The 25,680-nt window shown below is 45.1% G+C and carries 23 protein-coding genes; 2 read left to right on the top strand and 21 right to left on the bottom strand.

Annotated elements, in window-relative coordinates; genetic code table 11:
- Positions 1–347 precede the first annotated feature (347 nt).
- The 11 genes from NSA57_RS13990 to NSA57_RS13940 all read right to left on the bottom strand — a co-directional run bounded on the left by NSA57_RS13990 (position 348) and on the right by NSA57_RS13940 (position 9,604).
- Complete coding sequence (locus tag NSA57_RS13990) at positions 348–1,133, bottom strand: ABC transporter permease subunit (RefSeq protein ID WP_257465151.1); 786 nt, start codon at positions 1,131–1,133, stop codon at positions 348–350.
- On the bottom strand, positions 1,130–1,963 hold the full coding sequence (locus NSA57_RS13985; protein WP_435521500.1) for an ABC transporter ATP-binding protein: 834 nt from the start codon (positions 1,961–1,963) through the stop codon (positions 1,130–1,132). The genes NSA57_RS13990 and NSA57_RS13985 overlap by 4 nt, the downstream gene beginning before the upstream one ends.
- Positions 1,869–2,717 (bottom strand): tetratricopeptide repeat protein, encoded by an 849-nt coding sequence (locus NSA57_RS19660; protein ID WP_257465150.1) that lies wholly within the window; start codon positions 2,715–2,717, stop codon positions 1,869–1,871. The genes NSA57_RS13985 and NSA57_RS19660 overlap by 95 nt, the downstream gene beginning before the upstream one ends.
- A 45-nt stretch (positions 2,718–2,762) precedes the next feature.
- Positions 2,763–4,385 (bottom strand): recombinase family protein, encoded by a 1,623-nt coding sequence (locus NSA57_RS13975; protein ID WP_118047484.1) that lies wholly within the window; start codon positions 4,383–4,385, stop codon positions 2,763–2,765.
- A gap of 107 nt (positions 4,386–4,492) precedes the next feature.
- Positions 4,493–4,678: a hypothetical protein gene (locus tag NSA57_RS13970; protein ID WP_004849804.1), complete on the bottom strand. Its 186-nt coding sequence runs from the start codon at positions 4,676–4,678 to the stop codon at positions 4,493–4,495.
- A 258-nt stretch (positions 4,679–4,936) separates the two neighbouring features.
- A complete protein-coding gene (locus NSA57_RS13965) occupies positions 4,937–6,277 on the bottom strand; it encodes a virulence-associated E family protein (RefSeq protein ID WP_257465169.1) in 1,341 nt (446 codons plus the stop codon).
- Positions 6,162–6,902 carry a CHC2 zinc finger domain-containing protein gene (locus NSA57_RS13960; protein ID WP_257465149.1) on the bottom strand — a complete coding sequence of 247 codons (741 nt, stop codon included), beginning with the start codon at positions 6,900–6,902 and terminating at the stop codon, positions 6,162–6,164. The genes NSA57_RS13965 and NSA57_RS13960 overlap by 116 nt, the downstream gene beginning before the upstream one ends.
- Positions 6,903–6,949: 47 nt before the next feature.
- A complete protein-coding gene (gene mobQ / locus NSA57_RS13955) occupies positions 6,950–8,422 on the bottom strand; it encodes a MobQ family relaxase (protein ID WP_257465168.1) in 1,473 nt (490 codons plus the stop codon).
- A 2-nt stretch (positions 8,423–8,424) separates the two neighbouring features.
- Entirely contained in the window at positions 8,425–8,742 is a 318-nt protein-coding gene (locus NSA57_RS13950; protein ID WP_180954760.1) for a DUF3847 domain-containing protein, read from the bottom strand.
- A 287-nt stretch (positions 8,743–9,029) separates the two neighbouring features.
- The gene (locus NSA57_RS13945; protein ID WP_257465148.1) at positions 9,030–9,233 is read right to left on the bottom strand and encodes a hypothetical protein; all 204 of its coding nucleotides are present in this window, start codon (positions 9,231–9,233) and stop codon (positions 9,030–9,032) included.
- A 146-nt stretch (positions 9,234–9,379) separates the two neighbouring features.
- Positions 9,380–9,604, bottom strand: a complete 225-nt coding sequence (locus NSA57_RS13940) for a helix-turn-helix domain-containing protein (RefSeq protein ID WP_257465147.1) — start codon at positions 9,602–9,604, stop codon at positions 9,380–9,382.
- A gap of 302 nt (positions 9,605–9,906) precedes the next feature.
- Here NSA57_RS13940 and NSA57_RS13935 point away from each other — a divergent pair, with 302 nt between their 5' ends.
- Entirely contained in the window at positions 9,907–10,947 is a 1,041-nt protein-coding gene (locus tag NSA57_RS13935; RefSeq protein WP_257465146.1) for a DUF6076 domain-containing protein, read from the top strand.
- On the opposite strand, the gene NSA57_RS13930 is transcribed toward NSA57_RS13935, so the two are convergent.
- From NSA57_RS13930 to NSA57_RS13890, 9 genes are all read right to left on the bottom strand, one after another.
- The gene (locus NSA57_RS13930; protein WP_257465145.1) at positions 10,948–12,288 is read right to left on the bottom strand and encodes an ATP-binding protein; all 1,341 of its coding nucleotides are present in this window, start codon (positions 12,286–12,288) and stop codon (positions 10,948–10,950) included. It abuts the gene before it with no gap.
- Between the two features lie 67 nt (positions 12,289–12,355).
- The gene (locus tag NSA57_RS13925; protein WP_257465144.1) at positions 12,356–15,532 is read right to left on the bottom strand and encodes a type I restriction endonuclease subunit R; all 3,177 of its coding nucleotides are present in this window, start codon (positions 15,530–15,532) and stop codon (positions 12,356–12,358) included.
- 18 nt (positions 15,533–15,550) lie between these two features.
- Positions 15,551–17,059, bottom strand: a complete 1,509-nt coding sequence (locus NSA57_RS13920; RefSeq protein WP_257465143.1) for a serine/threonine-protein kinase — start codon at positions 17,057–17,059, stop codon at positions 15,551–15,553.
- 11 nt (positions 17,060–17,070) lie between these two features.
- On the bottom strand, positions 17,071–17,646 hold the full coding sequence (locus NSA57_RS13915; protein WP_257465142.1) for a restriction endonuclease subunit S: 576 nt from the start codon (positions 17,644–17,646) through the stop codon (positions 17,071–17,073).
- Positions 17,643–18,896, bottom strand: a complete 1,254-nt coding sequence (locus NSA57_RS13910; RefSeq protein ID WP_257465141.1) for a restriction endonuclease subunit S — start codon at positions 18,894–18,896, stop codon at positions 17,643–17,645. The genes NSA57_RS13915 and NSA57_RS13910 overlap by 4 nt, the downstream gene beginning before the upstream one ends.
- A complete protein-coding gene (locus tag NSA57_RS13905) occupies positions 18,893–19,549 on the bottom strand; it encodes a hypothetical protein (protein WP_257465140.1) in 657 nt (218 codons plus the stop codon). The genes NSA57_RS13910 and NSA57_RS13905 overlap by 4 nt, the downstream gene beginning before the upstream one ends.
- Positions 19,546–21,108, bottom strand: a complete 1,563-nt coding sequence (locus tag NSA57_RS13900) for a type I restriction-modification system subunit M (RefSeq protein WP_257465139.1) — start codon at positions 21,106–21,108, stop codon at positions 19,546–19,548. The genes NSA57_RS13905 and NSA57_RS13900 overlap by 4 nt, the downstream gene beginning before the upstream one ends.
- Positions 21,101–21,325, bottom strand: a complete 225-nt coding sequence (locus tag NSA57_RS13895) for a helix-turn-helix domain-containing protein (RefSeq protein WP_120485509.1) — start codon at positions 21,323–21,325, stop codon at positions 21,101–21,103. Before NSA57_RS13895 ends, NSA57_RS13900 begins: the two co-directional genes overlap by 8 nt.
- Positions 21,326–21,520: 195 nt before the next feature.
- Positions 21,521–21,658, bottom strand: coding sequence for a helix-turn-helix domain-containing protein (locus tag NSA57_RS13890; RefSeq protein ID WP_330601496.1), 138 nt, complete (start codon positions 21,656–21,658; stop codon positions 21,521–21,523).
- 372 nt (positions 21,659–22,030) lie between these two features.
- Between NSA57_RS13890 and NSA57_RS13885 the strand changes: the two genes are divergently transcribed.
- Positions 22,031–23,221 carry a phosphopentomutase gene (locus NSA57_RS13885; RefSeq protein ID WP_257465167.1) on the top strand — a complete coding sequence of 397 codons (1,191 nt, stop codon included), beginning with the start codon at positions 22,031–22,033 and terminating at the stop codon, positions 23,219–23,221.
- A gap of 282 nt (positions 23,222–23,503) precedes the next feature.
- Here the strand turns inward: NSA57_RS13885 and NSA57_RS13880 are convergent, their stop codons facing one another.
- A complete protein-coding gene (locus tag NSA57_RS13880) occupies positions 23,504–25,597 on the bottom strand; it encodes an elongation factor G (protein WP_257465138.1) in 2,094 nt (697 codons plus the stop codon).
- Between the last annotated feature and the right edge of the window lie 83 nt (positions 25,598–25,680).

The raw sequence follows: 25,680 nt of genomic DNA, 5'->3' as shown, positions 1-25,680 counted from the left end.
TATATAGTATAACCAGCTTTCCGTCAAGGCATATCTTGTATATTTTGGAGGACAATCTTCAGTTTCCATATTTTACACAAAAATATCATACTTTTTTTGTCCATTTTTATGTAAATACTGACAGACAACTGTAACAGACAACAAAATTCACAGAAGCATATAAGCCGCTTCAACAGACAGACTATGGCAGAGCTACGCAATATTTTTGCAGGCCTCTGCCACATACCCGGAATGATCCACCCATATCCCGGGATTGGATTCTGATACTTCTTTTTATGCCTGTACCGCATTCTGTCTGTTTCATTCCATGTTTGTCATTTATTCCTTTTTTCAAATTTTCTGTTTCATTATTTCAGCAGCATTTCATAGCTGAACCGTCCCATTGATCTTTTCAGAAGAAGTCCTGCCGCCAAAGCGCATAGTGCTCCCAATCCCAACAAAATCCATGTGTTTACAAGAAGCACTCCCATAAACTGTCCCACAGCCAGCAGAAGCAGCGGGATCACCAGAAAAACAGCGCCCTGCTGGGACTCTTCCACACTCTGAGCCTTTGCAGAACCCCGCACGATCAAAGTAATTGCGATCAGGGAAACAGAAGGCGAGATCAAAAACAAAATCACAAACCAGCTGATTCCGGGAAGCAGAAAACTTCCCATCAGAAACAGTGTCTCTGCTTCAAGTACCAGAAGCATTGCCAGAAAAGAAATAAAAGATATCAGCATACTCAGAAAAAAGGATGCCATTACCTTTGCACAGAAGATCTGTTTCACAGATAAAGGACAGTAAAGCAGAGTCTCCAGAGTATGTTTTTCCTTTTCTCCTACAAATGCGCTGGCTGACATAATGGACGCCGCCATTACAGGTATGATCAGAAAAAACACAGGAAGAATATAATTCAGAATCATTCCCATCAGGTCCAGCTCCATATTTCCGGAGCGAAGGGACATCGGCAGAAGCTCCAGCATCTTCTGAATGTCCGGGTCATCCGGCATAAAATGGATGGCGCATACGAGAATGGACGGAAAAATAATGGTAAAAACCAGGGGAACGATCAAAAGGGAAAGAAACAGATTTTTATTGGTCGTGATATTTCTTAAGTCTTTTCTGATAATAGCAGCCATTTTTTGTTTCATAGCAGTGCCTCCTCTCTGGCAGTAAGGGAAAAATAAATATCCTCTAGGGACGGTTTTTTTACATTGACCGAGTAAATATCTCCGCCGCCTGTTACGATTTTACGGACAAGGTCAGGAATCTCTTTGTCGGACCGGATTCTGCTCTCATACTGCCACTCTCCTGTTCTTAAAAATCCCAGTTCCTCCGGCATGTGATCCCCACAGATCTCAAGACTTATACCGGAAGCCACCTTATTTCGCAATTCATCCAGAGTGCCGGTGGCAAGCAGCCTTCCCTGAGCCATCAGTCCATATCTTGTACAGATCTCCTGAGCATATCGAAGCTGGTGTGTGCAGAGAAAAATCGTTATATAATCATCCTCTGCCAGCTTCCTGATCAGCTGATTCACATTCTGAGCGCTTTCCGGATCAAGTCCGGAAGTAGGTTCGTCAAGAAAAAGGATCTGTGGTCTGTGGATCAAAGCTCTGGCAAGGGAAAGTCTCTGACGCATACCTGTCGAATAGGTAGACAGCTTCTGATCTCCCGCTTCATCCAGTTCCAGTTGTTTCAGCAGGAAAGCCGCTCTTTTATCTGCCTCTGCTTTTGCCATTCCGAACACAGAACCATAAAAAATAAGATTCTGCTTTCCGGTCATATTGTTGTACATCTGCGCATGCTCCGTTACTACCCCGGAAACAGCGTGTACCTTTTTCGGGGCTTCTGCCGGATTCAGTCCCAGTATCCTGATTTCTCCCTCAGAAGGAGCCAGCATCCCTGTAAGAAGCTTTACAGTCGTTGTTTTTCCTGCCCCGTTTGGCCCGAGAAATCCAAATACCTCTCCCTGCTTCAGAGAAAAACTGATCCTGTTTACTGCTCTTTTTCCATTCCTTCCGCACTGCCCATCCCTGCGCAATCATAAGATAACCGGGAAGCATGATTCCCGGATGAAGTTTCTCCAGCTGAAAGGCTTGTGCAACTGCAAGAAACCGGCTGCAGATCTCCTCAAACTCCTCAGCTCCTCCTGTGCAGAGATTCATATATGAGGATAATACATTACACAGGGCAACAACCTCTTTGTATATGCCGATCTGCAAAATCCGTTCCGCTTCCGAAGCATTTCCCAGAAGCTGATAGGCAGAAGCCAGCACCGGTTCTGCCGGATTTGTTATTATCGCATCCTCGCCTAACAGCTCCAGTATCTCTTCCGGCCGTTTCAGGATCAGCAGGCAGTACGCTTCCATCTGAAGCGCCTCTTTTCCAAGATTCGGATCCTCTGCTTCTGTTTTTACACGGCTGAAAAGCTCTCTTGCCTCTTCCAGTATCTGCTCCGATTTTTCCGGACTTCCTGCCAGCATAAAATGATTTACCAGCAAAATACCCATATGAAACAAAAGCGGATAGCAGGAATAATATTTTTTTATCTTTTCATGGCAATGTTCCAGTGCCTCCTCAAAGGAAAGAGAGGAAAATTCTTCTGCAAGCAGATAATAGCATTTCCGGATTTCCATTTTATCCATCTGAGGTTCATATCCCATAAGTTCATCAATACTGATATTAAAATATGCCGCAAGCTGCGGCAGCAGCGTAATGTCCGGGTATGTCATACCCGTTTCCCTTAATTAAAGATATTGTTGGGTAAAAAAGAAAGGTCAGTCGATTTTGCCGATGAAGCGGTAGTAGATTTCTACTTCCTGCTCACGGCTTCCGTCCTCGCCCTTGACAGCTTCGTGGACGGTTATTTTTTCAATTAGAGTGTTCAGAAGTTCGGCGGTCAGCTCCACAGGGTTGACATACTGTTTCATCAGGGCAATCCACTTTTCAGCATCCGCTGCGGTCTGTACGGCGGCTTCCATCGTTTCGTGAAGCTGTCTTATTTTTGTTTCAAGCTCCTTTTGCTCGTTCTGGTACTTCTCGGACAGCATATTGAAGTTATACTCGGTTATGCGTCCGGCAGACCAGTCCTCATACATTTTAGCAAACAGCCCGTCAACCTCGGCTTTACGCTTCTCTGCCTTTTTCAGCTCCGCAGCCTGCTTTTTCTTCGCAGAGTTTCTTTCTCTGTCGCTGGCATTGAGCAGCCGTTTCAGCAGTTTGTCCTCGTCTTTCTGTGCCAGCATAGACCAGTATTGCAGTCTTGCAAGTACATAGGCATACAGTACATCATAGCGGATATAGTGCATGGAACACTGGCGTAATCCCTGTCCGTTCTTGCTGCAATGGTAGTACCCGTATGGGTTCTTGTTCTGCTTGTTTTCCCCATAGGCTAAAGACCATCCGCAGTCTGCACATTTTATCAATCCTGCGAAAATCTGTGTCGTACCGTTTCTGCGTTTCCTGCGTCTGCTTGCAATCAGCTCCTGAACTTTTTGGAACACTTCTTCGGAAATGATGGCTTCGTGGGTATTTTCCACACGATACCATTCTTCCTGCGGCTTCCGCACCTTTTTCTTGTTCTTGAATGAAATGTTGCTCTGCTTGTTGTGAACGCTGTGACCGATGTAGGTTTCCTCTTTCAAAATGCTCTTGACCTGTGCTATCGTCCACGCATAGGCTTTTTCTGCGGGCGCACCGGCGTAGATATTGGCGAAAGTCCCGTATCTTTCATAGTTCAGCCAGCCGGGGGTAGGTACTTTTTCCTCCACCAGAATCCGTGTAATGCTGGCGGCACCCCTCCCGTGTACTGCAAGGTCAAAAATCTTCTCTACAATCCAGCGTGTTTCCGGGTCGATCAGAAGATGACCTTTTTTGTCCGGGTCTTTTACATAGCCCAGCGGTGCATAGGCTCCATAGTGTGCGCCATTGGCAAATCTTGTGCGCATGGCAGCCTTGACCTTTTTGCTGGTCTGTCGGGCGTGCATTTCATTCAGGATGTTTAAGAATGGGGCAAGCTCGCTTTCTCCGTTGATGGTGTCCACATTGTCATTGATGGCAATGTAGCGTACTCCCTTGCTGGGGAAATAGATTTCCGTGTACTGACCGGTTAGGATATAGTTTCTTCCCAGACGGGATAAGTCCTTTGTGACAACGCAGTTGATTTTCCCGTCCTCGATGTCATCAATCATCCTTTGGAAACTTGGACGCTCGAAATTTGTCCCGCTCCATCCGTCGTCAATGTACTCGTCTACAACAGTCAGCCCATGTTCTGCGGCATACTGTCTAAGCATCATGCGCTGGGTCTGGATACTGCCGCTTTCCCCCTGTAATTCATCGTCACGGCTCAATCTCAAATATAGTGCAGTGTTATAAATCGTTGTATTGTATGGTTGTTTCACGGTTAAAAATCCTCCTTCTAAAAGAAACAACCCACGCTTATACAATACTCGCTGGTACAAGTATATCATAAGCGTGGGCTGATTGACAGTCGTTATTCCGTATTTTTTCAGGAAGCGGCGGCAGCGTGCTGGATCACATCTTCCAGTAGGCTGTCAAGCGGCTTCCCATCCTGTGCGAAATGCTCCGATACCTTGATACGGACTTTCCCCATGACAAAATACTGGGTGCCGTCTTTTTCGGTAAGCAGGGTGCCGCTGTTTTTGTTATTGCTCTCGTTTTTGCTTTTTGCCATAGGCAGTTACCTCCATAAATGAAATATGCCCGACAAGGGAATGTCAGGCAGGTGTACAGCCGCAGACTGTCTCCGTGTCAACCAAACCGTGTCAACTGGCAGAAAAGACTTTGAAAACAATCCATAGGCGCTCTATGATTACTTTTTACTTTTTCTTTGATTTCTTGGTTGACATGGTTGACAAAGGAGAGAAATGCCCCAAATATCAGGCTTTTCCCCGTCAACCGGCTGTCAACCAAACTGTCAACCGGTGGCTTTTCAGAATGGCAGTTCCATTTGCCGGGCTTCTTCTTCCGTGATTTCTCGAAAACCGTCCCCCTCCGGCGGAGCTTGGTTGACACGCTCCCAGCCTTTTTGAGAACCGTATTTCTTATACCGCTTCGGGCTTTTGTAGGCTGCCCAGCCCTGTATGATGCCGCCCGCAATGCCGGTATTCATAATCTCGCAGATTGCCCGTGTCTCCCAGTCTGCCGGGGAATTTAAGTTCCCCAGCGCTTCCTCATAAAGCTGCTTGGAACATACCCTGTCGCCGGTGTAGTCCTCCAAATAGGCGTAGATCATGCCAGCCTGTGTGTCTTCCTGCATAAAGTCCTGCTGGTGGGCGTTCAGGTATCGGTTCATTTCTATGCTGAATGACAGCTTATACTTCCCACTGCGATAAATCGTCATGGCTTCCGCCCACATCTGTTCGATATACGCCCTCGCCGCCGCTTCATCGTCCAGTATGTGAACCTCCGCCCGTTCCGGGTACACCGTCACGGGGAGAAAGCGCCGGTTGCCGGTGCGATCACGGGGCAAAAAGTCCTGCCGGTTGGTCGTCCCTCCAAATACACATTGCCGCAGCCGGTCTGCCGGATGTGTCTCATACGGCACTTTGTAGGTTTCTTTCTGGCGGCTTAAGAATGACTTGATTTCCTCAATGCTCTTGGCGTTGGCTGTGGCAATCATCTCCGACATCTCGATAATCCAATGCCCTTGCAGCTTGCGGTACACATTTTCATCGTCCAGCTTCTTCAAATCGTCTGAAAACCATTCGTCCCTGCCTGCCAGCAGCCGGAAAAAGGTAGATTTCCCGGCTCCCTGACCACCAACCAGACAGAGCATGACCTCAAACTTGCTCCCCGGTCTGAACACTCGCCGGATGGCTCCCATCAGGAACAGTTTCAAGGCTTCATAGGTGTATTCGTCCGTATCGGCTCCCAGAAAGTGATGCAGGGCGTAACGGATGCGCTCTGTGCCGTCCCATTGCAGGCTGTTCAGGTAATCCCTGACCGGATGGTAGCGGTTTTCATTGGCAACAATCTTGATAGCGCTCTGCACCTTTTTCTCGCTGGTAAGCCCGTAATTTTCTTCCAGATACAAAAGCAGGTAGTTCATGTCCATGTCGGTCAGCGTGGTACTGGTGCGCTCCCAGCCCAACGGCTTCACAATGTCAATCTGCTCCGTCAAAAGGTTCAGGCGCAGCGCCCCACGAAACAGCGGGTCACGCTGGAACACCGTCAGGCAGTTTCGGATGCTGTTCTTCACGCCGCCTTTCTGCGTCCCCTCTAACGTCTCCCGGATTTCTGCCGGTGTCTGCGCCGGTTCCATTGTGTCCATCGTCCTTTTGACCGCTTCCTGCGTTTCCGGCGGCAAGCTCTGAAATTCGCTGTTCAAGCCGCAGCACCTCCTTTCCCTGTGCGGCGATCAATGCCGCTTTTTCTTCTATTTCTCCGTATAACAAAATATCCAAAAGGTATTCTGTGTAGCTTATCCTCTGCAACGCTTCCACAAAAAGAGGATGCCAGATGGCATCCTGCGGCTGTGGGGCGTATGCTGTTTTCCAATGCTCCAGCAGGCGCAGATAATCGCATAGCACCCGGAAACAATACCGTTCCGTTTCCTGAAATCTCTGCTCCGCTGATTTTTGTCGGGGCTGTGACCTGTTGTGACGCTTCCTATCTGGCGGCGCATTGCCGGATTTCTCATAGGAAACGCCGAAGTCCTCCGCAAGCCTGACCGCAGCTTCCCGTTTCCCCAATCCATGCAGCAAAGCGGCAAAGTCGATCACATCCCCGGAAGCCCCGCAGCCGAAGCAGTAAAAGCGGCTGTCCACTTTCATGCTGGGCGTGCGGTCATTGTGGAATGGACAGCAGACCATGCCGTTTCTCCCCACCCGGATTCCATAGAATGAAGCAGCCTGCCGGGTGGTAACAGACTGTTTCACCGCTTCAAATACATTCAAATGCTCCCTCCATAAAAATGCCGGCAGCGGTAAAGCTGCCGGTTATATCATAGCTCCATCTCATGTTTCTTTCTCTGTACTTCCTGTGGCTGCTCCCTCCGGCGCAGTGCGGTATCTACGGCGTTCTGCACCTGCCGCAGCCGTATCACTTCCTCCCGGAGCGGCTTATGCTGCGGAGACAGTTCGGCATACTCTGTTTTTAACTGTGCATATTCCTGTTTCCATGCTTTCAGGGCAATGGGTTTTCCGTCCAGCTTTTCTTTCAGAATACGGCGGGCGGCATAAAACAGCCGTAACTCCGCATCGTGGGATGTTTCAAATTTCTCCCTCTGTTTCTTAAACTTGATATTGTTCAATTCCGTATGGACAGGTTTTAGACGCTGATAATTCTCGCCCTCCCGTATCAATTCCTGCAATTCCTTTATCCGGGCAGATTTCTTTTTCATGGAGCCGCTTAATGCTTCAAATTCTTCACTGACAGAGGAAAGACGCTCCTGCAAATCCTCTAATGTGAGCAGCTTGTTTTCTGTCAGATAATTGACGGCTTCGGCAAACTGCTTTAAGTTTCCGGTTCTGGCTTTATTGCTCCATGCCCCTGCGTTGCGCTGGTTGTAATAAGCGATCAGCAGGTCGGCAAGGCTCGGTGTCTGCGGTTTGGAAAGTTCTTCTTTTACCTCTGCCATCCAGAAAAACAGGGCTTTGATCTTCTTCCTCACATCCTGCATGAGCCGATTGGTGGCTTTAATCCAGCGGTTCAGTTCCCCTTTCTCGGTGCGGATGCCCTTTGCTTCCATCTGCCGGACATTAGCTCCCTCGTGGACAGTAGGTATCAGGTCAAGTCCCTGCCGCACATAGGAACGGTGGTCGATACGCACATCCAGCCCTTTTTCCTCAAATTTTGTATTAACGGCAGCCGCCCACTGCTCCCGCCAGTGTTCCAGCGTTTCCGGCTCATGCCAGTCTGTTGTATGGACAGCGTTAAACATATAATCGCCGTTTTTATCCCGGATTCGGTTTCCATCTTCATCAAGAAAATATTCCCGCCGCTGTTTTTGTCCCCATGTGCCATCCAGGTTCAAAGGGCGCATTGTTGTCATCACATGGAAATGCGGGTTTGGGATACCGCCGTCCTCTTTCTCCGGGCTGTGAAAAGCGAGGTCAGCAATCATGCCTTTTGCCACAAACTGCTCCTGCACGAACTTCCTCGCCAGCTCCATGTTTTCTTCCAGCGTCAATTCATTCTGCATGGCAATATCAAAGGAATAGGCAAGCTGTGCTTTTGGATGTTTCTCGCAGCTCTCCACAGCATTCCAGAGGGTCGCCCGGTCAAGATATATTTCCGGCGCATGGGGCGGCAGCATGATTTCCGAAGCGATCACGCCGCCCTTTTTGGTGTAGTCGCTGACTTCTCCATAGTAGCTGCTGTAAAGGCGCTCCCCGGCTCGGTAGGCTGCGCTGGCAATGGCGCTCTGACCGGCGCTGCGCTTTATCTGTGCGATTGAAAAATGATAAAGTGCTATCCTTAGTCACCGCCTTTCTCCTGCCCGGAAATACGGGCGTGGTTTTCTGCGGCAGACCGGATGAAATGCTCCGCCTGCGGCAGATTCAAAATGCTTTCCATGAGGGAATAAAATTCCGTTTCGGTTAGCTCCTTTGTCTGTGGTGCAATGCTCTCAATAGCTGCCCCACGGGTAATCAGCCGGTGCGTCCTCTGTTTCCGGGAACCGCTTTCCAGATACGCCTGCCGGTTTTTCAAACGCTGCATTTTCCGTTTTTCCCGTTCCAGCAGGACAGTGGTTTTTTCATATTCCTGCTTTAACTGTTCCAAAGATTTTTCCATGTTCTCACATCCTTTGCTTAGTAAGATAAAGAAAGACCATCCGCAGACAGTCTGTGTGTCAGTGCTTCTATAAAACCCGATGAAAAGGGAAAACCGCAGAGCGGATTTCTCTTTGCGGCGGGTACACAGGGGATAGCCGCTTTAGCGGCGCAAGGGGGTGTAGCCACCTTGTCGGAGCGAAGCGAACGCAGACCTCGGATTGCTGATTTTATCAGCGGCAGGGGTAAGCTCCGCAGGACGCACGATACATGGTCTTTAGACTATGTATAGAAGTGCGCCCTTAGTTCCTAAGGGGTTTTGCCGTTTCCGGCAGTCTTTCCCTTTTTCTTGGAACGCTTGGAAAGATACTTCGGGCAGTCAACCACAACCGCCCGGAAGCTCTGTTTACATTCGTGCTGGCATTTCCGGCACAGTTCGTTGTAAGCAATACGGCTGCGGTCATTTAAGAAGAAAGACCATTCCAACCGCCGCTTGTTGCTCATTCTTGCCATAACCGGCTCCTTTCTCCGTTTCTATCTGATGTACGCAGATAGGCTGTTTTGGTGTAGCGTTTCGGTATCCTTTTTAAGGTTTTTTCCCTCTGTATGCCCCTTTGGAAAGTGCGGCAGTATTGCAGTCAGGGGATAATACCTCACGCTTATTTGTCGCTTCCCGGTACGGTTTCGGAGCCTTTTGCCATCCATTCAAAGAAAGCAATTTTGCTGACCTTGATAAGCCTGCCCCTGCGGAACGCCGGAAAGCCGGGTGCGTGTACCAGCTCATAGGCGCTCGCTCTTGAAATTCCCATAATCCGCTGGATGTCCGCCACATCCAGAACCAGCGGTAAATCCTCGTAGCTGTTCAATCTCTTTTTATCGTTCATTCTGTTCCTCCCATAAATCAAATAGGTTAAAATGCTTCCTGTTGCTGTTCTCCCCAAAAGCCGTTTTCCTGCCCCATTCCTGCGGTGTTTCCCTGCATTGGTGCGCCGGATGCGTCACTTCTCCTGCCGGTCATATCCCTTTTGGACGGTCATTCACTTGTCAAGGTACTGTGTGGCACGAAATTACCAACTGCAATCATCATAGCGAACTACCCTTGACAAAACAATACTTCTGCGATACCATGAGTGTAACGAATATAACTGAATTATATAATTACCATAAACAAAGGCAGGGGATAAGGATGGAGAATCAGTTTATACGGCATGAGCCATGTTTTGAGAGGATTTTGTTTGTCCTGACGCTGGACAGGAAGAAAATGAAAGAGCGGATTTTGATTGGGGAAGAACAGCAGATCCGCTTCCGGCTGAACGGGAGCCAGAACACAGAGGTGCTTTGTGATATGACACGCCCGTTGGGAACTTTTTTGATAAACTTTGAGCGTGACACGAACAGAGATTGGAACTTATACGGGCTTTCTCCACTGCGGCAAGCCCTCCATTCCAACCGATGGAAACAGCCGGAACTGGAACAGGCGGCAAGCGAATTTCTCTGGGGAAAATATCTTAGCAATGACCCTTTGAAAATGTATGTGGCGTTCCGCATCTGGAACAGCTATCTGCTTGCCAGAGAACCCCGTGACCGTAATGCTGCCTGTGACCGCTTCATGGATAAAATGAGCCGCCTGACCGGTGTATTCCATAACGAAACCATGAGCTTTGACAGGGAGACAGGAAAACCGAAACATTTTCAAGCGGGCAGCCTTTATTTCAAAGGCGCACCGTCAGAAGATACCCGGCTTGACCTCTGGTTCCCGGACAACCGGCGCACAGAAGAATGTGTGTCTGCCTATGCATCCCTCTACCCGTTGGTTACCTATTATCTGAACAGGCTGAATGACTGGGGGCTTTGCTTCCGGCAGTGCAAGGTCTGCGGGAAATATTTTCTGGCAAAGAGCCAGCGGTATGAGTTGTGCAGCGATAAGTGCCGAAAAGCACAGGCGCTTCAAAACAAGCGGGGATTTGACGAGAGGGCAAGAGAAAATACCTATGACCTGCTTTATAAAAATGAATGCCAGAACTGGCGCAACAAAATAAACCGGGTAAAAAATACCGCAGGCTTTCCTGCTGACCGTCTGGAAAAAATACAGGCTGCCTTTTCCCACTTTAAGAAAGAAGCATTGCAGAGAAAAAAGGCTGTAAAAACAGGAACAGCCAGCCCGAAAGAATTTACGGACTGGCTGTATCAGCAGAGTAATGTAATTGTTGAATTGTGTGAAATATAGCTATAGAATAATCCATTTTCCTTTTTGGCTGGAACCTTCTCTTTTTATAATTCCAGATTTTTTCATAGATTCCATATAATACTTAACTGTACTATACTTTTCGCCAATGACATCTGCAATCTTTTTCTGAGACAACGATGGTTCCTCTTGAATCACTTTCAAGATGCGTGTAACTATGGAGTTATCGTTACCTTGGTTAGCTCGGTCAGTAGCTTGGTTAGTATCTTGGTCAGTGCTACTAACCAAGCTCTTGAACATAACCATAATGTCCTCACGTTTAATCGTATATTCCGGCATAGGATTTCCGGCTTCTTTGCAGCTATCCTTGATTTTTTCAATTCCACGTCCCCACGCTTCGATAAAACCAGCTCTAAAAAATGTATTGGCAATCAGAGGATTATACGGTCTTGACCGATGTTTCCCCATTAAATCATTAATTGTCCAATCTTCCGGGAAAATACAATCATTCGCAATATAAATCCGATCTGCATACACACTGATTTGAATTGGAATTAATGCTCCATAAAATTTGTGTGCAATCGCATTAAAAACAGCTTCCCTAATTGCTTCTTTCGGAAAAGGGTAGGTTTCCACTCTTGTTACTCCTTGATACGAAATATCTGCCTTTAAATATTTCGTAAAAATGAGATCAACCACTTTATCTGCCTGTGAAATTAGTGAACCGTGAATTTCATCCTGATAACGCAGTTCTGAATCCGATTCAAAATAACCAATCTTGATGTATGCTCCCGGTATCCATTTTTCCGGATTATGATGGAATAACAAAATAGCTGCTCTTTTCAAATGACTATTTTCAAGCAAGTTCAAACTGTCCAGTAGCTGTTCATTCGTGGCATCAATATCTTTCTTGTCCATTCGTTTGCTGCGTACTGCCTGTTCCCGGAAAATATCGAAACTGTCATTTCTTAAATCTTGTATAGTTACTCCTTGAACCGGCACACTGTCCCACGTAATTCCTGTTTTCTGTAACAGAAACTGATTTAATGCCTGTCCCTTTAACTGCTGCTTGGTGCTACCGCTCCGATAATGATATTCACCCTTGTAATTGACGGGATAACTATTCGAATTCACGCAAATTTCAATGTAGTCTTTTCCATCTTCAGTCAGCAAATTAACATCTACAATAATACCAAGAACATCCCGAACTTTATTCGGAATATCTTCCAGTAATTTTTTACTGTCCTGAACGCCGATCACCGTGCCGTCATCATTTGTGCCAATATAAATCTTGCCACCCTGTGCATTGGCAAAACCGCATATCCACTTAAGATACTCATCTCGCCAAGACTCTTTCCATTCTATATTTTGACTTTCTGCCACGCAATCACTCCTCTTTGTTTTTTCGGTATTTTAATCGCATTGAAGATTTTGATAAAGCCATTATACACTAAATATCTTTTCCGTAATGCGCCGGTTCCTCTGCCACCATAGATAGTGTTGGTTCTGTATCATAAAGATATGTAACCTTATCCGATTCTTTTGAAACCTCTGGGCTAACCAGTCCAAAGTATTTCTCAAAGAACCCTTTTAGTTTTTCAATAACTGTCTGTTTCTTCTTATCACGAGAACCTCCACCTCCGAAACGGGAAACGGGCGGCATCAGTCGATCAACATCTGTGCCGGTGGTTTTGAGTACGCCATCACGGAAAGCGTTCTCCACAAACTTTCTCGTTTCTTCCGGTTTCAATTTTTCTTCAGTGATCAAAGTCTGAATATCGGTCTCTCTCTGCTCTCTGACAAAACACTGCCAGTCAGTATTGACATCGGTATTTGTGTTGATAGTAGCAATAAAGTTTTCAATCAGTTCCTTTTTAGATCTAAGCTGCAAGCTGGATTTGATTGCTTTATCAATCGCAACAAGGATTTCCTTATCCTCACAGTTTCCATCGTGATACTTCCCAACCAGCATCAGGATATAATCAATGTTGACTTCCACCTGTTTGACAAGCTCCATTTCAAAGACAACATCATCCATAATGCTTTCCTTGCTTCCCGGTTTCGGTTTGATTTCCTCGTACACATCATGGTATGTGCCTGTGTAGTCTTGGAAATCAATCGGAGATAGGATTTCATTTCCGGCAAAGCGGTCAAAGGCAGCAAGGATATTTCTCAAACGGAGAATGTTGCCAAACAGGACAATAAAATCTTTCTTGTTTTGCTCTCCGACAATCGGCTGTCCCAAAGGATATTTCTGCAACAGTTCGGCAATTCGTTCCTCATAACCTTTCTGCTCGCGACCTTTATCATCGACACAACCGTAGTAATAATCCTCATAAGATTTCAAGAGGACAATACCGTTTGCTTCCTTGTCTCCGAACAATGCAATCGCATCGTTGGTAGCTTCTTCAAGATCACGGAAGCAGACAATATTACCAAAGGACTTGACTGAATTGAGGATACGGTTCGTTCTGGAAAATGCCTGTATCAGACCATGCATTTTCAAGTTCTTATCTACCCAAAGGGTGTTAAGTGTTGTTGCATCGAAGCCCGTCAAGAACATGTTGACTACAATCAGCAAATCGACTTCACGCTTCTTAACCTTATCGGAAAGGTCTTTGTAGTAATCTTGGAAACCCTTGCTTGATGTATCAAAATTGGTTTTGAAAATCTTGTTGTAGTCTTTAATTGCCATATCCAGAAAGTCACGGGAACTCTGGTCAAGGTCATCGGTGTCAAAACTTTCATCGTCCAGAATACCATCGGCACTATCCGCTTCATTTGGAGCGAATGAGAAGATAGTGGCAATGGTCAAATCTCTGTGCCGTTCTGCAATCTGTTTTTTAAGCTCCAGGTAATACTTTTTGCAGACAGGAATAGAGCTGACGGCGAACATAGAGTTAAAGCCGTTTACTCGCTGACCTTTCAGACTATAGTAGGAATTTCGCATGGTTTTTTGGTCGAAGTGTTCCAGAATGTACTTCACAACCTCTGTGATACGCTCCGGCGAACTCAATGCTTCCTCGGTATCAATAGCGGCAACCTGCTTGTCCTGCTTTTCATCCTTCTGCTTGACCGTGTTAATATAGTCGATGCGGAACGGCAGCACATTTCCATCATTGATTGCATCCACAATAGTGTAGGTATGGAGCTTCGCACCAAAAGCCTGCTCTGTGGTTCGGAGATTCGGATTTCCACCTGTTCCGGCATTGACTGCGAAAATCGGTGTGCCAGTAAATCCAAAGATATGATAGTTCTTGAAATACTTTTCCACCTTGATTGTCTTTTCGCCCTTTTTGATTTGCCCTCCGACAATTCGGGTGTGCATGTCTCCAAACTGGCTGCGGTGGCACTCGTCAAACACAAGAACAATATGCTTGTTACGGATAGGGTGGTTCGGATTTTTCGTAATGAACACATCCAATTTTTGAATGGTCGTTACGATAATTCGGGAGGTGCTGTCCTCAAGCTGTCTTTGCAAAACAGCGGTACTCTTGTTTCCGTTGGCAGCACCTTTTTCAAAGCGGTCATATTCCTTAATGGTCTGATAGTCCAAGTCCTTACGATCAACCACAAACAGAACCTTTTCGATATACGTCAGTCCTGTCGCAAGCTGGGCTGTCTTAAAGGAAGTCAATGTCTTACCGCTTCCTGTGGTGTGCCAGATATATCCTCCGGCTTCGATTGTTCCTGTTTTCTTGTAGTTGGTGGACACTTCAATCCTGTTCAAAATACGCTCGGTTGCCACAATCTGATAAGGTCGCATAACGAGCAACAATTCCTCAGAAGTGAACACGCAATATTTTGTCAAGATGTTCAAAATGGTGTGCTTCGCAAAGAATGTCTTTGTGAAGTCCACAAGGTCGGGAATGACCTTGTTATTGCCGTCTGCCCAATAGGAAGTGAACTCAAAACTGTTAGAAGTTTTCTTGCTGTGCTTCTTGGAAGAATTTTCATTTTCCTTGATGTGACTTGCTCTGGTAGTGTTAGAATAGTACTTTGTAAATGTGCCGTTGGAGATTACAAAAATCTGCACATACTCATAAAGTCCACAACCAGCCCAAAAGCTATCACGCTGATAGCGGTTGATCTGATTGAATGCTTCCTTGATTGCCACTCCACGGCGTTTTAATTCCACATGAACTAGCGGCAGACCGTTCACCAGAATGGTAACATCATATCGGGTATCATGTTTTCCGGCTGTTTCCTCATACTGGTTGATAACTTGCAGTCGGTTATTGTGGATGTTCTTTTTGTCAATCAGGGAGATGTTCATGGTAGTCCCGTCCTCACGGGTCAGGTTCTGCACATAATCTTCCTGAATTTTTCGGGTCTTTTCCACGATGTCCTCATTGGCATTGGCAATCTTGCTTTTGAAAAAGCTGTCCCATTCCTTATCCGTAAACTGATAGTTGTTCAACAATTCTAACTGTCTGCGGAGATTGGCAATGAGTGCATCGGGGCTGTGGATCGTCACATACTCATATCCCTGTTCTCCGAGCATTTTGATAAATGCCGCTTCCAAAGCTGCTTCACTCTGGTAGGCATCAGAGCGTTTGGTTTGTGGCTCATATTCGGTCACAACAGTGCTTTCATTGGTCGAAAGCACAATGTTATATGTACTCACGATTTCACGCTCCTTTCATTAAGAATCTAGAATTTCTTCTATCATCGGCTCAACCCCGACATTTTTAATATCGTCAATCATATGTTGTGCGGAGAAGCGATTAACATCTCTGGCTACAAAACGCAAAATATTTGCTGCGGTTTCATTCACCACATAGGAAAATCCACCACACAGAATTTGGTACGCAAAAGATGCAAATGGGTCATAGGCAACAAAAGACCTCCCACAAACTTCCCGATACGACTTATCCACACTCTGAATGACGTATTGAGCGTGATCTTCACTCTTTCTCATAAATGCCAGTAACACGTCAACAAATCCCTTTTTCTCATGGAGAATTGATGTGGATATTTTCTCTGCACTCAAATCATATATATAGCTTTCAATTTCGTCATCAAAAACTTTCCTTGTGATTTTTTCGTCTATACGTGTTTGGTTTTCAGCTTGTTGCTTATAGGATACCGCTTTCTCAAAAAAGATGGATAGCTGCCCTGCATCAGCATAACGATATGCTGCATCTGAATTTGTGGCTTTTTCTGCAATGTTTCTGTAAATATGGTGTGAATTTCTTGGGTCGCCCGTCATAATGAAATTTATAACACGACCAAGGGAATACACATCACTACGTTTATCCCCATCTTTAAGCATCATAAACTGTTCCGGTGCACAGTAATAGAATTGTCCTACTGCGTTGGTGTGCATTGTTTGGTGAGAGGTAAAGACATTCAAGTCTTTTCCCAATCCGAAATCTGCGATTTTGATCATTCCAGAAATAATAAAGATATTATTCGCACTTATATCTCTATGAATAATGTCACGTTTGTGTACTTCCGTCATAATATAAAGGATTTGGCGAATACAATTCAACTTTATATCATCGGATAAATCGAATGATTTAACATATTTATCAAGCGTCGTCTCCGCATATTCCATTGTATAGGAACTATTACCTTCATCGAACGTATAAACTTGAATAATTCCAGACGCATCTTGCAGTGATTTTGTGATGTTGTATTCTCTTTTGAAACGACTTCTGATACCTGTATCCGTCAAATAGTCGTCCTTTAACTTCTTCACTACGAATCCTGTGGACTTTTGCCGATATACATTCGCAAAACCGCCATTTCCGATTGGCTCTAAATCGTCGTTTTCCCTGACAAGATGATAGCGTCCATTGCTTCGAGTTATCTTACACAAATCTCTATGGATAATACGATTGAATTCGGCATATATAGTCTCAATTTTTTCGGCAGCCTCGACTTCTGATAACGATTGTTCTTGCATTAAGTAACTTTTGCCAAGAACAATATTGAAGAACTTGTCAATTTGATGGCTGTTGATTAAATCTACAAGTTTATCGTGGACGTACGCCCACCTTGACGGAAAGCCAGAACGATAGACATCTTTCGTTCCAAAGTTAGAGTTAAAGAACTCTACCAGTTTATATCCTTGCTTATATGTGTAAAAGTCCGCCGTATCACCACAGAAAATGTTTGAAATTTCTTTTAATGAATCTGAACTGAGCATGGTACTCCTTTCTATTTAGCTGGCTCAAAAGTCAGTAGCTTATCACGATAGTATTCGTATTGCTTCGTCCTCGCTTCAATCTCTGCTGGTAAGCCGGAAGAAATGTCATTGCAGAGGGTATCAAAGCGGTCAAGTATGCCTACGATACGCTCCTGTTCCTTGATAGCAGGAAGCGGAATCGGTATTGTGTTAAGGTTCTTCTGGTTCAGCTTCGGTTGTGCTCCACCAGAAATAAATTGTGAAAGGTCGATAGCGTTCAAGTAAAACTCGACATATCTTCTCGTTGCATAACAATCAAACTCCAAAACATGAGCATGGTTATTTACCCAATTCTTGCCCGATATAGAGAACGCAATCGGTGTGCTTCGTGCCACCAAATTGTTTCCATCCTCGGAAACAAGCAGATAATCTCCATCAAAGATATAACCACTCACATAATCAACAATGCCGGATGCACCGTAGTACGGGTACTCGCCAGCTTCACGGTTGCCACTTGTGATAGGCTTTCTCTTACTGTCATGGTTTTCAGAAATCATGTTCAGCGTAATAGAAATAAAACCAAAAACATATTGACAAAGCAGAATCAAGCCATTAAGCTCGTCTGTCTGTCTGTCTGTCTGTCTGTCTGTCTGTCTGTCTGTCTGTCTGTCTGTCTGTCTGTCAAGATTGTCTTGCCAGTTGCGGCATAAGTCAAGAGAGCATCACGATAGAACTCGTATTGCTTCTGCCTTGCTTCAATCTCCGCAGGGAGACCGATTTTGAGATCTGAGCAGATAGCATCGAAATTGTCCAGAACATATACAAGGCGTCTCTGAACATCAAGTGCAGGAATGGGAATTTCAAGGGACAATACCAAAGATGAGTTCAAATCGCCTCTTGCTCCTTGCTTTCTGCTAAGGAGTTCATCATACTTGTTGTAAATGCAGTAGTAGATGTATCTATACAAGGCTTTGCTCTCATCAATCTCCAAATTCAGACAATGCTGATTGGTGGTTGCTTTTATCTTGTTAATAGCACATCTTCCAGCAGTAGCACCAGAAATTGCAACAATCACGCAATTCTCCGGTATCCACTTTACTGCGGTCTCTGCAACTGCTTTTTCAGTTATATAGCTATCCACTTCAGTAATTTCATTAAAGCGAACATCCTGCGTCCTTATCCATGGAATAGTACCGTTCTCATAGTAGCCAGAATTTCCTTTAGTAGGAGTAGAGCCAGAACAGCTCTTTTTGACAACAGTACGGAGCTGGACGATGGGAATATCAGCACCATTGAAGGTCAGTAGCTTATTCCTATAATAATTATATTGTTTTTGTCGCGCTGTAAGCTCTGCTGTAAGCTCTGCTGTAAGCTCTGCTGTAAGCTCGGTGAAATTGTCCAGAATCCGGACAATTTCACGCTGGACAGGCAGAGGGGGGACGGGGATATCAAATTGCTCGATTGATGCCCTTGACAATCTCGGAATACTGGCTTTCCGAACTCTTGATTTGATTTGCGGTTGAAGTCTTAAAAGTGCGTGATATAAGTATCTGCTGGAGATATCTTCGCCACATACCATTGGATAGCAATCGTCAGCAGCCCAGAACTTTACGGTGCTGAAGCCAATTTCACCAGCTGCACCTGCTCCAATCATGAAAGCAGTATTTTCTGGATAATTGTAATCAGAATGGTATCCGAGAGGGGTCATGCTATTTTGGAACACAGGATAACCACGGTCTGCTGAAAGCTGTTCTCGAACCAACCTCTTACCACGTTCAATTGAAACCACCGCTCCTATTTTTTTATATTCCACCCCATCAGAGCAATGCTCCTGAATCAATTCGTCAAGTTTAGTCATCTTCTCACCTTCGTTAGACGCAAGCTGTCTTTCATTTTATCAAGTACTTTTTTGCAAGCAATCTCGCTATACAGATGTTCGAGTCTATTCCGTAATTCAAATAGTCCGATACTTTCAGCCATTTTCTTGCACTTCTCTTCATAGTCATCAAGATAAAGTGGTATTCCGTCTCTTTCTTCCTGCTCTTTCAACTTTGAAATATACACTTGTTGCTGATACATTGCTTTAAGCAAATCCGCAAATGACGAGACAAATTCTCCGGCTATCACGGCGGCATCACCGTCATATACCATTGCGATTTCGATTGCGGCGTTTTTTAACCGCTCATATTTTGTAAGCAGGATCTTCTGTTCTTTCTGGTGCAAAGGATTAGAAACCGCAAGCATCATTTCTTCTAAATCAACGCAGTTGGTCAGCCACAAAAATATCAGGTCATTTGTGTGGTAAAAGGTTGTCTCGTCTTTAAGATACAGCTTATTTGTATCATATAAAGAGTAGATCATATTAAACTCAAGATAGCGGGATAGCCGCCGATCAAATAATTGTTGTTTGTTGCTCAATGCAATCTGCCTGTTTGTTTGAAACAGAGCAGCCAATGCAATAATTATTGAGACTACAGAAATGAAAATGCTGATTATTTCTGAATAACTCATCCCTCAATCTCCCCAATAATCCGATCAATCTCTTCTCGCAGCTTCTGCTCCCGGGCGACGATTTGCTCAATTTCGGCGTTGAGTTTCCGAATGTCAATCACTTCCCGGGTGTCCTCGGCTTCCACATAGGTGCTGACAGACAGGTTATAGTCCTGCTCCTTGATTTCTTCAAAAGGCACACAACGGGCAAAGTAATCCGTATTCTCCCGGGATGCAAAGGCATCCACAATTTTGCGGATGTTTTCCTCGGTCAGCTTATTGTTATTGGTGACCTTTACAAACTCCTTGGAGGCATCGATGAACAGGGTCTGGTTGTCCCGCTTGTTCTTTTTCAGCACCATGATGCAGGTGGCGATGGATGTGCCATAGAACAGATTGCTGGGCAGCTGGATCACGCAGTCAATGAAGTTGTTGTCAATCAGATACTGGCGGATCTTCTTCTCAGCTCCGCCACGGTACATGATGCCGGGGAAGCAGACAATCGCCGCAGTTCCGTTGGTGGCAAGCCATGCCAGAGAGTGCATGATAAAGGCAAGGTCAGCTTTTGACTTCGGTGCAAGCACCCCGGCAGGAGAGAAACGAGGGTCATTTATCAAAACAGGATTGTCATCGCCCTCCCACTTAATAGAGTAAGGGGGATTTGAAACAATAACCTCAAACGGTTCATCGTCCCAATGCTGCGGAGACAACAAAGTATCTTCGTGGGCAATGTCAAACTTGTCAAAATCAATGTCATGCAGGAACATATTGATGCGGCAAAGGTTGTATGTAGTCAGGTTGATTTCCTGACCGTAAAATCCCTGACGGACATTCTCTTTGCCAAGAATTTTCGCCGCTTTCAGAAGCAGAGAACCAGAACCACAAGCAGGGTCATAAACCTTGTTGACCTCTGTTTTCCCAGCAACAGCCATACGAGTCAGAAGCTCGGAAACCTCTTGGGGAGTGAAGAACTCACCGCCGCTTTTTCCGGCGTTGGATGCGTACATACTCATAAGGTATTCGTAAGCATCGCCAAAGGCATCAATGGAATTATCCTTGTAGTTTCCCAAGCCCATGTTTGCAACGCCCTCGATCAGCTTCACGAGGTTTGCATTACGCTTTGCAACGGTGGTTCCCAGCTTGTTGCTGTTGACGTCAATATCATCAAACAATCCCGCAAAATTATCTTCGCTTTCGCTGCCCTTTGCTGATTCCTCAATGTGGTTAAAGGCAGCTTCCAAAGTCATATTCAGATTTTCGTCATTTGCGGCTCTCTTTCTGACATTGCAGAAAAGCTCGCTGGGCAGAATGAAGAATCCCTTCGTTTTAACCAAGTCCTCGCGAGCCTGTTCAGCATCTTCATCGGACAACTGTGCATAATCAAAGCCCACTTCTCCGGCTTCAATCTCGCCCTCGTTGATGTAATTTGTTAGGTTTTCAGATATATAGCGATAGAACATCATACCCAGCACATAGGACTTGAAATCCCATCCGTCCACGCTTCCACGCAGTTCATCGGCAATCGCCCATATCGCCCGATGGAGTTCATCACGCTCTTGTTCTTTTCTTATATCAGCCATTTTCTTTCTCCTTTTCATCGGGAATAAAGTCCAGAATATCATCCACCTTGCAATCAAGAGCAAAACATATCTTTTCGATACTATCCAAAGATACATACTGGTCACGCCTTAGTCGGGTTAGAATATTAGCACTAAATCCAGCTTTCTCCGTCAATGCGGCGGTCGGGATGCCCCGGTCTATCAGCAAGTGAAATAGTTTTTTATATGTTACAGCCATATAGTCCTCCTTGCCATGATAATCACTCATGATAGTATATCACGAAAATGTGAAAATTTCAATTCATCGTTATAGATATTTAAATCGGAATAGTGTAAGAAAAAAGCCTGATGCAGTAGTTATTACTTACATCAAGCCTTTATATCTTTTGCAGTTCTGTATAAGCGTGGGTTCGTCATATTTGGTGTGGTATCTTTAACTATGGGAAACTCCGGTTTCCCATTTGGAAACAGCAGCTTTGGATACTCCTAAATATGCAGCCAGTTCATCCTGGGTAATCCCACGTTTATGACGGTTTCCCACCAGAACACGGCCAAGCCTGATTTCCTTCATCAGCTCCACCTCCTGACTGTATTATAAAAAATCACCAACCGGAAAACAATGGAGTATCAATTAATCTTTGTTAAAAAAATCAACCTGCAGGAAACCTGTCATAAAACTGATAACACGCTGTAAACGGACAAATGCCAGATTAAGTATTATAAAACCCGTAATGTGCGGACATAAAAAACATTAAACTCTCTATATACATCTTGCAAAGACAAACCAGAAAGGCTTTTGTACATCTGTTTAAATTTGCTCATTTACAGTTATTTTACTGACAATCCCTTGGCAAACCCCAAAAACAGGATTATACTAACTATAGTACAGATGTTTGAAACGTTAAAAGTCTATTTTATTTTTATCAAATGAGGTAAATGGATGATGGAAAAATTCAGACGTATTTTTGTGATTGTTGCGGATTCTCTGGGAGTTGGAGCCATGCCGGATTCCCCGGCTTTCGGAGATGTGGGTGTAAATACTCTGGGACATATTTCTCAGACTGCAGACTCCTTCCATATTCCCACTTTGCAGAAGCTGGGTCTTGCAAACATTACCCCTTTGAAGCAGGTTCCTCCTGCCTCTGCCCCTCTGGCTTACTACGGAAAGCTCTGTGAAAAAAGCAACGGCAAGGACACCATGACCGGGCACTGGGAAATGATGGGGCTGGAAGTCACCAGACCTTTCAAAACCTTCACAGAAACCGGCTTTCCTCCGGAGCTTATCAGGGAACTTGAAAAACGAACTGGCCGCACAGTCATCGGGAATAAAAGCGCCAGCGGAACTGAGATCCTGGATGAACTTGCAGAAGAAGAAATTGCCACAGGTCATATGATCGTTTACACTTCTGCGGATTCCGTTATGCAGATCTGCGGAAATGAAGAAACCTTTGGTCTTGATGAGCTGTATCGCTGCTGTGAGATCGCCAGAGAACTGACTATGAAGGAAGAATGGCGGGTAGGTCGGGTCATTGCCCGCCCCTATACGGGCAAAAAGAAAGGTGAATTTAAGCGTACCAGCAACCGCCACGACTATGCGCTGAAGCCCTTTGGCAAAACAGCTTTGGATGCGCTGAAGGCCTCCGGACTGGATGTGATCTCGGTAGGAAAAATCAGGGATATTTTTGACGGTCAGGGAATCACTGACTCCCACAAGTCAAAAAGTTCTGTACACGGTATGGAACAGACCCTTGAAATTGCTCAGACAGATTTCCACGGTCTCTGCTTCGTGAACCTGGTGGATTTTGATGCTCTCTGGGGACACAGAAGAGATCCCGAAGGCTATGCCCGGGAAATTGAGAAATTTGACGTAAACCTTGGCAGGCTTCTGGATTTAATGAAAAAGGACGATCTTCTGATCATCACAGCAGATCACGGCAACGATCCCACCTACACAGGAACAGACCATACCCGTGAAAAGGTTCCCTTCCTGGCTTACTCTCCCTCTATGAAAGGCGGGGCTGAAATTCCGGAACAGGAAACCTTTGCGGTGGTAGGCGCAACTATAGCAGTTAATTTCGGAGTAAAAATGCCGGAAGGAACTATTGGAAGCTCTCTTTTAAGCTTATTAAAGTAACCTTTTCAGATAATAATTTTACTGTTCAATTGAATAGGGATCAATTAGATTTATTTACTCAGTGGATTTATTTAACAGACAATCAGAAAAAGTTGATTTATCAACTGATTAAAGAAAAGAAATGAAATAATATATTATCGGCTACCTTCTTTCAGCTATCAGAAGAACTGCTGAACCCGTAATGTATCTAATACTTACAATTTTTAACTCTATAATCAAGGCACAGGACCTAATCCTGTGCCTTAAAATATCTCTCCCCATCATCTGACATGGAATTATTTTTTATTTATCCTCTGCTCCGTCATCTTTGGCTGCTCTTGCCTCGATCTCCTTTTTCTGGATATCTGCCGGAGCCTGCTCATAGCGGGCAAATTCATAGGAGAAGTCTCCGCTTCCGCCTGTCATGGAACGAAGATCTGTGGAATATCCGTAAATCTCAAGCATTGGGATATCTGCCTCAATTACAGTATTTCCATCATGATCCGGATTCATTCCCAGAACACGGCCGCGGCGCTTGTTCAGATCGCCCATAACGTCTCCGGTGTATTTATCCGGAACCGTTACCTTCATGCTGACGATGGGCTCAAGAAGAACCGGAGAAGCATCCATAAATCCTTTCTTAAACGCAAGGATCGTAGCCATCTTAAATGCCATCTCTGAAGAGTCAACCGGATGATAGGAACCGTCATAAAGAGTTGCTTTCACACCAACAACCGGATAGGAAGCAAGAGGTCCTTTCAGAACACATTCCTGAAGTCCTTTTTCCACTGCCGGGAAGTAGTTCTTCGGAACAGCTCCGCCTACAACTACCTGCTCGAACTCATATGGTGTTTCCAGATCACCGGAAGGTGCAAAACGCATTTTAACATGACCATACTGTCCGTGTCCGCCGGACTGTTTTTTGTGCTTTCCTTCCACATCAGAATTCTTGCGGATCGTCTCACGGAACGGAACCTTTGGTTTGGAAAGCTCAATGTCAACCTTATAACGGTCTTTCAGTTTATTTACAATAATATCAAGATGCTGATCGCCCATACCGTAAAGAAGTGTCTGTCTGTTGGCAGAATCATTTTCTGCACGGAGAGTCTTATCCTCACTTGTCATTTTTGCAAGAGCCTGAGAAATTTTATCCTCATCGCCCTTCTTAACTGCTTTATATCTCTTGCAGGTATAAGGAGTAGAGATCACAGCCTTCGGATAAAGAACCGGTGCAGTCTTGGTAGCAAGGCTGTCGCCTGTCTGTACGCTGTTCAGCTTGGCAATGGCACCGATGTCACCTGCATGAAGTTCCGGAACCTCATAAGGCTTGGAGCCTTCCAGAACATACAGCTTATTCAGGCGCTCTTCCTCTCCTTTTTCTACATTGAGAAGTGTATCATCGGATTTGATAACACCGGAAGCAACCTTGATAAAGGAATATTTGCCGATAAACGGGTCAACAATGGTTTTCCATACATATGCGGATTTCGCTTTGGCAAAATCATAATTTGCCTCAAAGATCTCATTTGTCTTCTGGGAAATTCCGTTGCAGGAACGTTTATCCGGGCTTGGGAAATATCCGCAGATATCATCCAGAAGGTTGGATACGCCTCTTAAGCTTACGGGAGCGCCCATGCATACCGGAACAATGCTTCCGTCCTGTACATTTGTTGCAAGAGCTGCAGAAACCTCTGTTACAGAGAACTCATCGCCCTCAAAATAACGATCCATAAATTCTTCGCTTGTCTCTGCCACAGATTCCATAAGAATGTCATGATATTTTTCCAGATATTCATTCAGATATTCCGGAATCTCACATTCCTGCTTGCCGCCTCGGTCGATATATTTTCTTCCGGCCTGTTTTACAACATTTACATAGCCCACAAACTTTCCGTCTTCACGGATCGGGAAATGAAGAGGCGCGATCTTTTTGCCGTAAAGCTCTGTCAGCTCTTCCACGACCTTACGATAGCTGACATCATCCATATCCATATCTGTTACAAAGAGCATACGCGGAAGCTTGTATTTCTCACAGAGATTCCATGCTTTCTGTGTTCCCACCTGAACCCCCGCCTTGCCGGAAACAACAATGATGGCTGCATCTGCTGCGCTGACTGCTTCTTCTACCTCTCCCACAAAATCAAAATATCCAGGAGTGTCAAGAACATTGATTTTCACCTTATCCCACGGAACAGGAATCAATGATGCAGAAATAGAAAAGTGTCTCTTAATCTCCTCTTTATCAAAATCACTGACTGTATTTCCATCCTCAACTCTTCCCAGGCGGCTTGTCATTCCCGCAAGATATGCCATTGCCTCTGCCAGTGTAGTTTTGCCGGAGCCCCCGTGACCTAATAGGACTACATTTCTGATTCGGTCAGTTCTATAAACGTCCATATGTAATACCTCCCTGTTTGTCTGATATGTTCATATTTTACTAAAATTTCTCAGCTTTTTCAAGTATTTTATATAATTTTAAC

This window comes from Blautia caecimuris, from assembly GCF_024622975.1.
GTDB lineage: Bacteria > Bacillota > Clostridia > Lachnospirales > Lachnospiraceae > Blautia_A > Blautia_A caecimuris.
The sequence above is the reverse complement of the archived record's forward strand: the minus strand, read 5'-3'. Positions and strand labels throughout refer to the sequence as shown.

Bases quoted from the DNA above. Each gene is read 5' to 3' on its own strand.
- NSA57_RS13885 (WP_257465167.1), top strand. From the start codon at position 22,031: ATGGAAAAATTCAGACGTATTTTTGTGATTGTTGCGGATTCTCTGGGA.
- NSA57_RS13935 (WP_257465146.1), top strand. From the start codon at position 9,907: ATGGAGAATCAGTTTATACGGCATGAGCCATGTTTTGAGAGGATTTTG.
- NSA57_RS13890 (WP_330601496.1), bottom strand. From the start codon at position 21,658: ATGAAGGAAATCAGGCTTGGCCGTGTTCTGGTGGGAAACCGTCATAAA.
- NSA57_RS13965 (WP_257465169.1), bottom strand. From the start codon at position 6,277: ATGGACACAATGGAACCGGCGCAGACACCGGCAGAAATCCGGGAGACG.
- NSA57_RS13910 (WP_257465141.1), bottom strand. From the start codon at position 18,896: ATGACTAAACTTGACGAATTGATTCAGGAGCATTGCTCTGATGGGGTG.
- NSA57_RS13895 (WP_120485509.1), bottom strand. From the start codon at position 21,325: ATGGCTGTAACATATAAAAAACTATTTCACTTGCTGATAGACCGGGGC.
- NSA57_RS13900 (WP_257465139.1), bottom strand. From the start codon at position 21,108: ATGGCTGATATAAGAAAAGAACAAGAGCGTGATGAACTCCATCGGGCG.
- NSA57_RS13880 (WP_257465138.1), bottom strand. From the start codon at position 25,597: ATGGACGTTTATAGAACTGACCGAATCAGAAATGTAGTCCTATTAGGT.
- NSA57_RS19660 (WP_257465150.1), bottom strand. From the start codon at position 2,717: ATGACATACCCGGACATTACGCTGCTGCCGCAGCTTGCGGCATATTTT.
- NSA57_RS13970 (WP_004849804.1), bottom strand. From the start codon at position 4,678: ATGGCAAAAAGCAAAAACGAGAGCAATAACAAAAACAGCGGCACCCTG.
- NSA57_RS13920 (WP_257465143.1), bottom strand. From the start codon at position 17,059: ATGCTCAGTTCAGATTCATTAAAAGAAATTTCAAACATTTTCTGTGGT.
- NSA57_RS13940 (WP_257465147.1), bottom strand. From the start codon at position 9,604: ATGAACGATAAAAAGAGATTGAACAGCTACGAGGATTTACCGCTGGTT.
- NSA57_RS13950 (WP_180954760.1), bottom strand. From the start codon at position 8,742: ATGGAAAAATCTTTGGAACAGTTAAAGCAGGAATATGAAAAAACCACT.
- NSA57_RS13945 (WP_257465148.1), bottom strand. From the start codon at position 9,233: ATGGCAAGAATGAGCAACAAGCGGCGGTTGGAATGGTCTTTCTTCTTA.
- NSA57_RS13990 (WP_257465151.1), bottom strand. From the start codon at position 1,133: ATGAAACAAAAAATGGCTGCTATTATCAGAAAAGACTTAAGAAATATC.
- NSA57_RS13905 (WP_257465140.1), bottom strand. From the start codon at position 19,549: ATGAGTTATTCAGAAATAATCAGCATTTTCATTTCTGTAGTCTCAATA.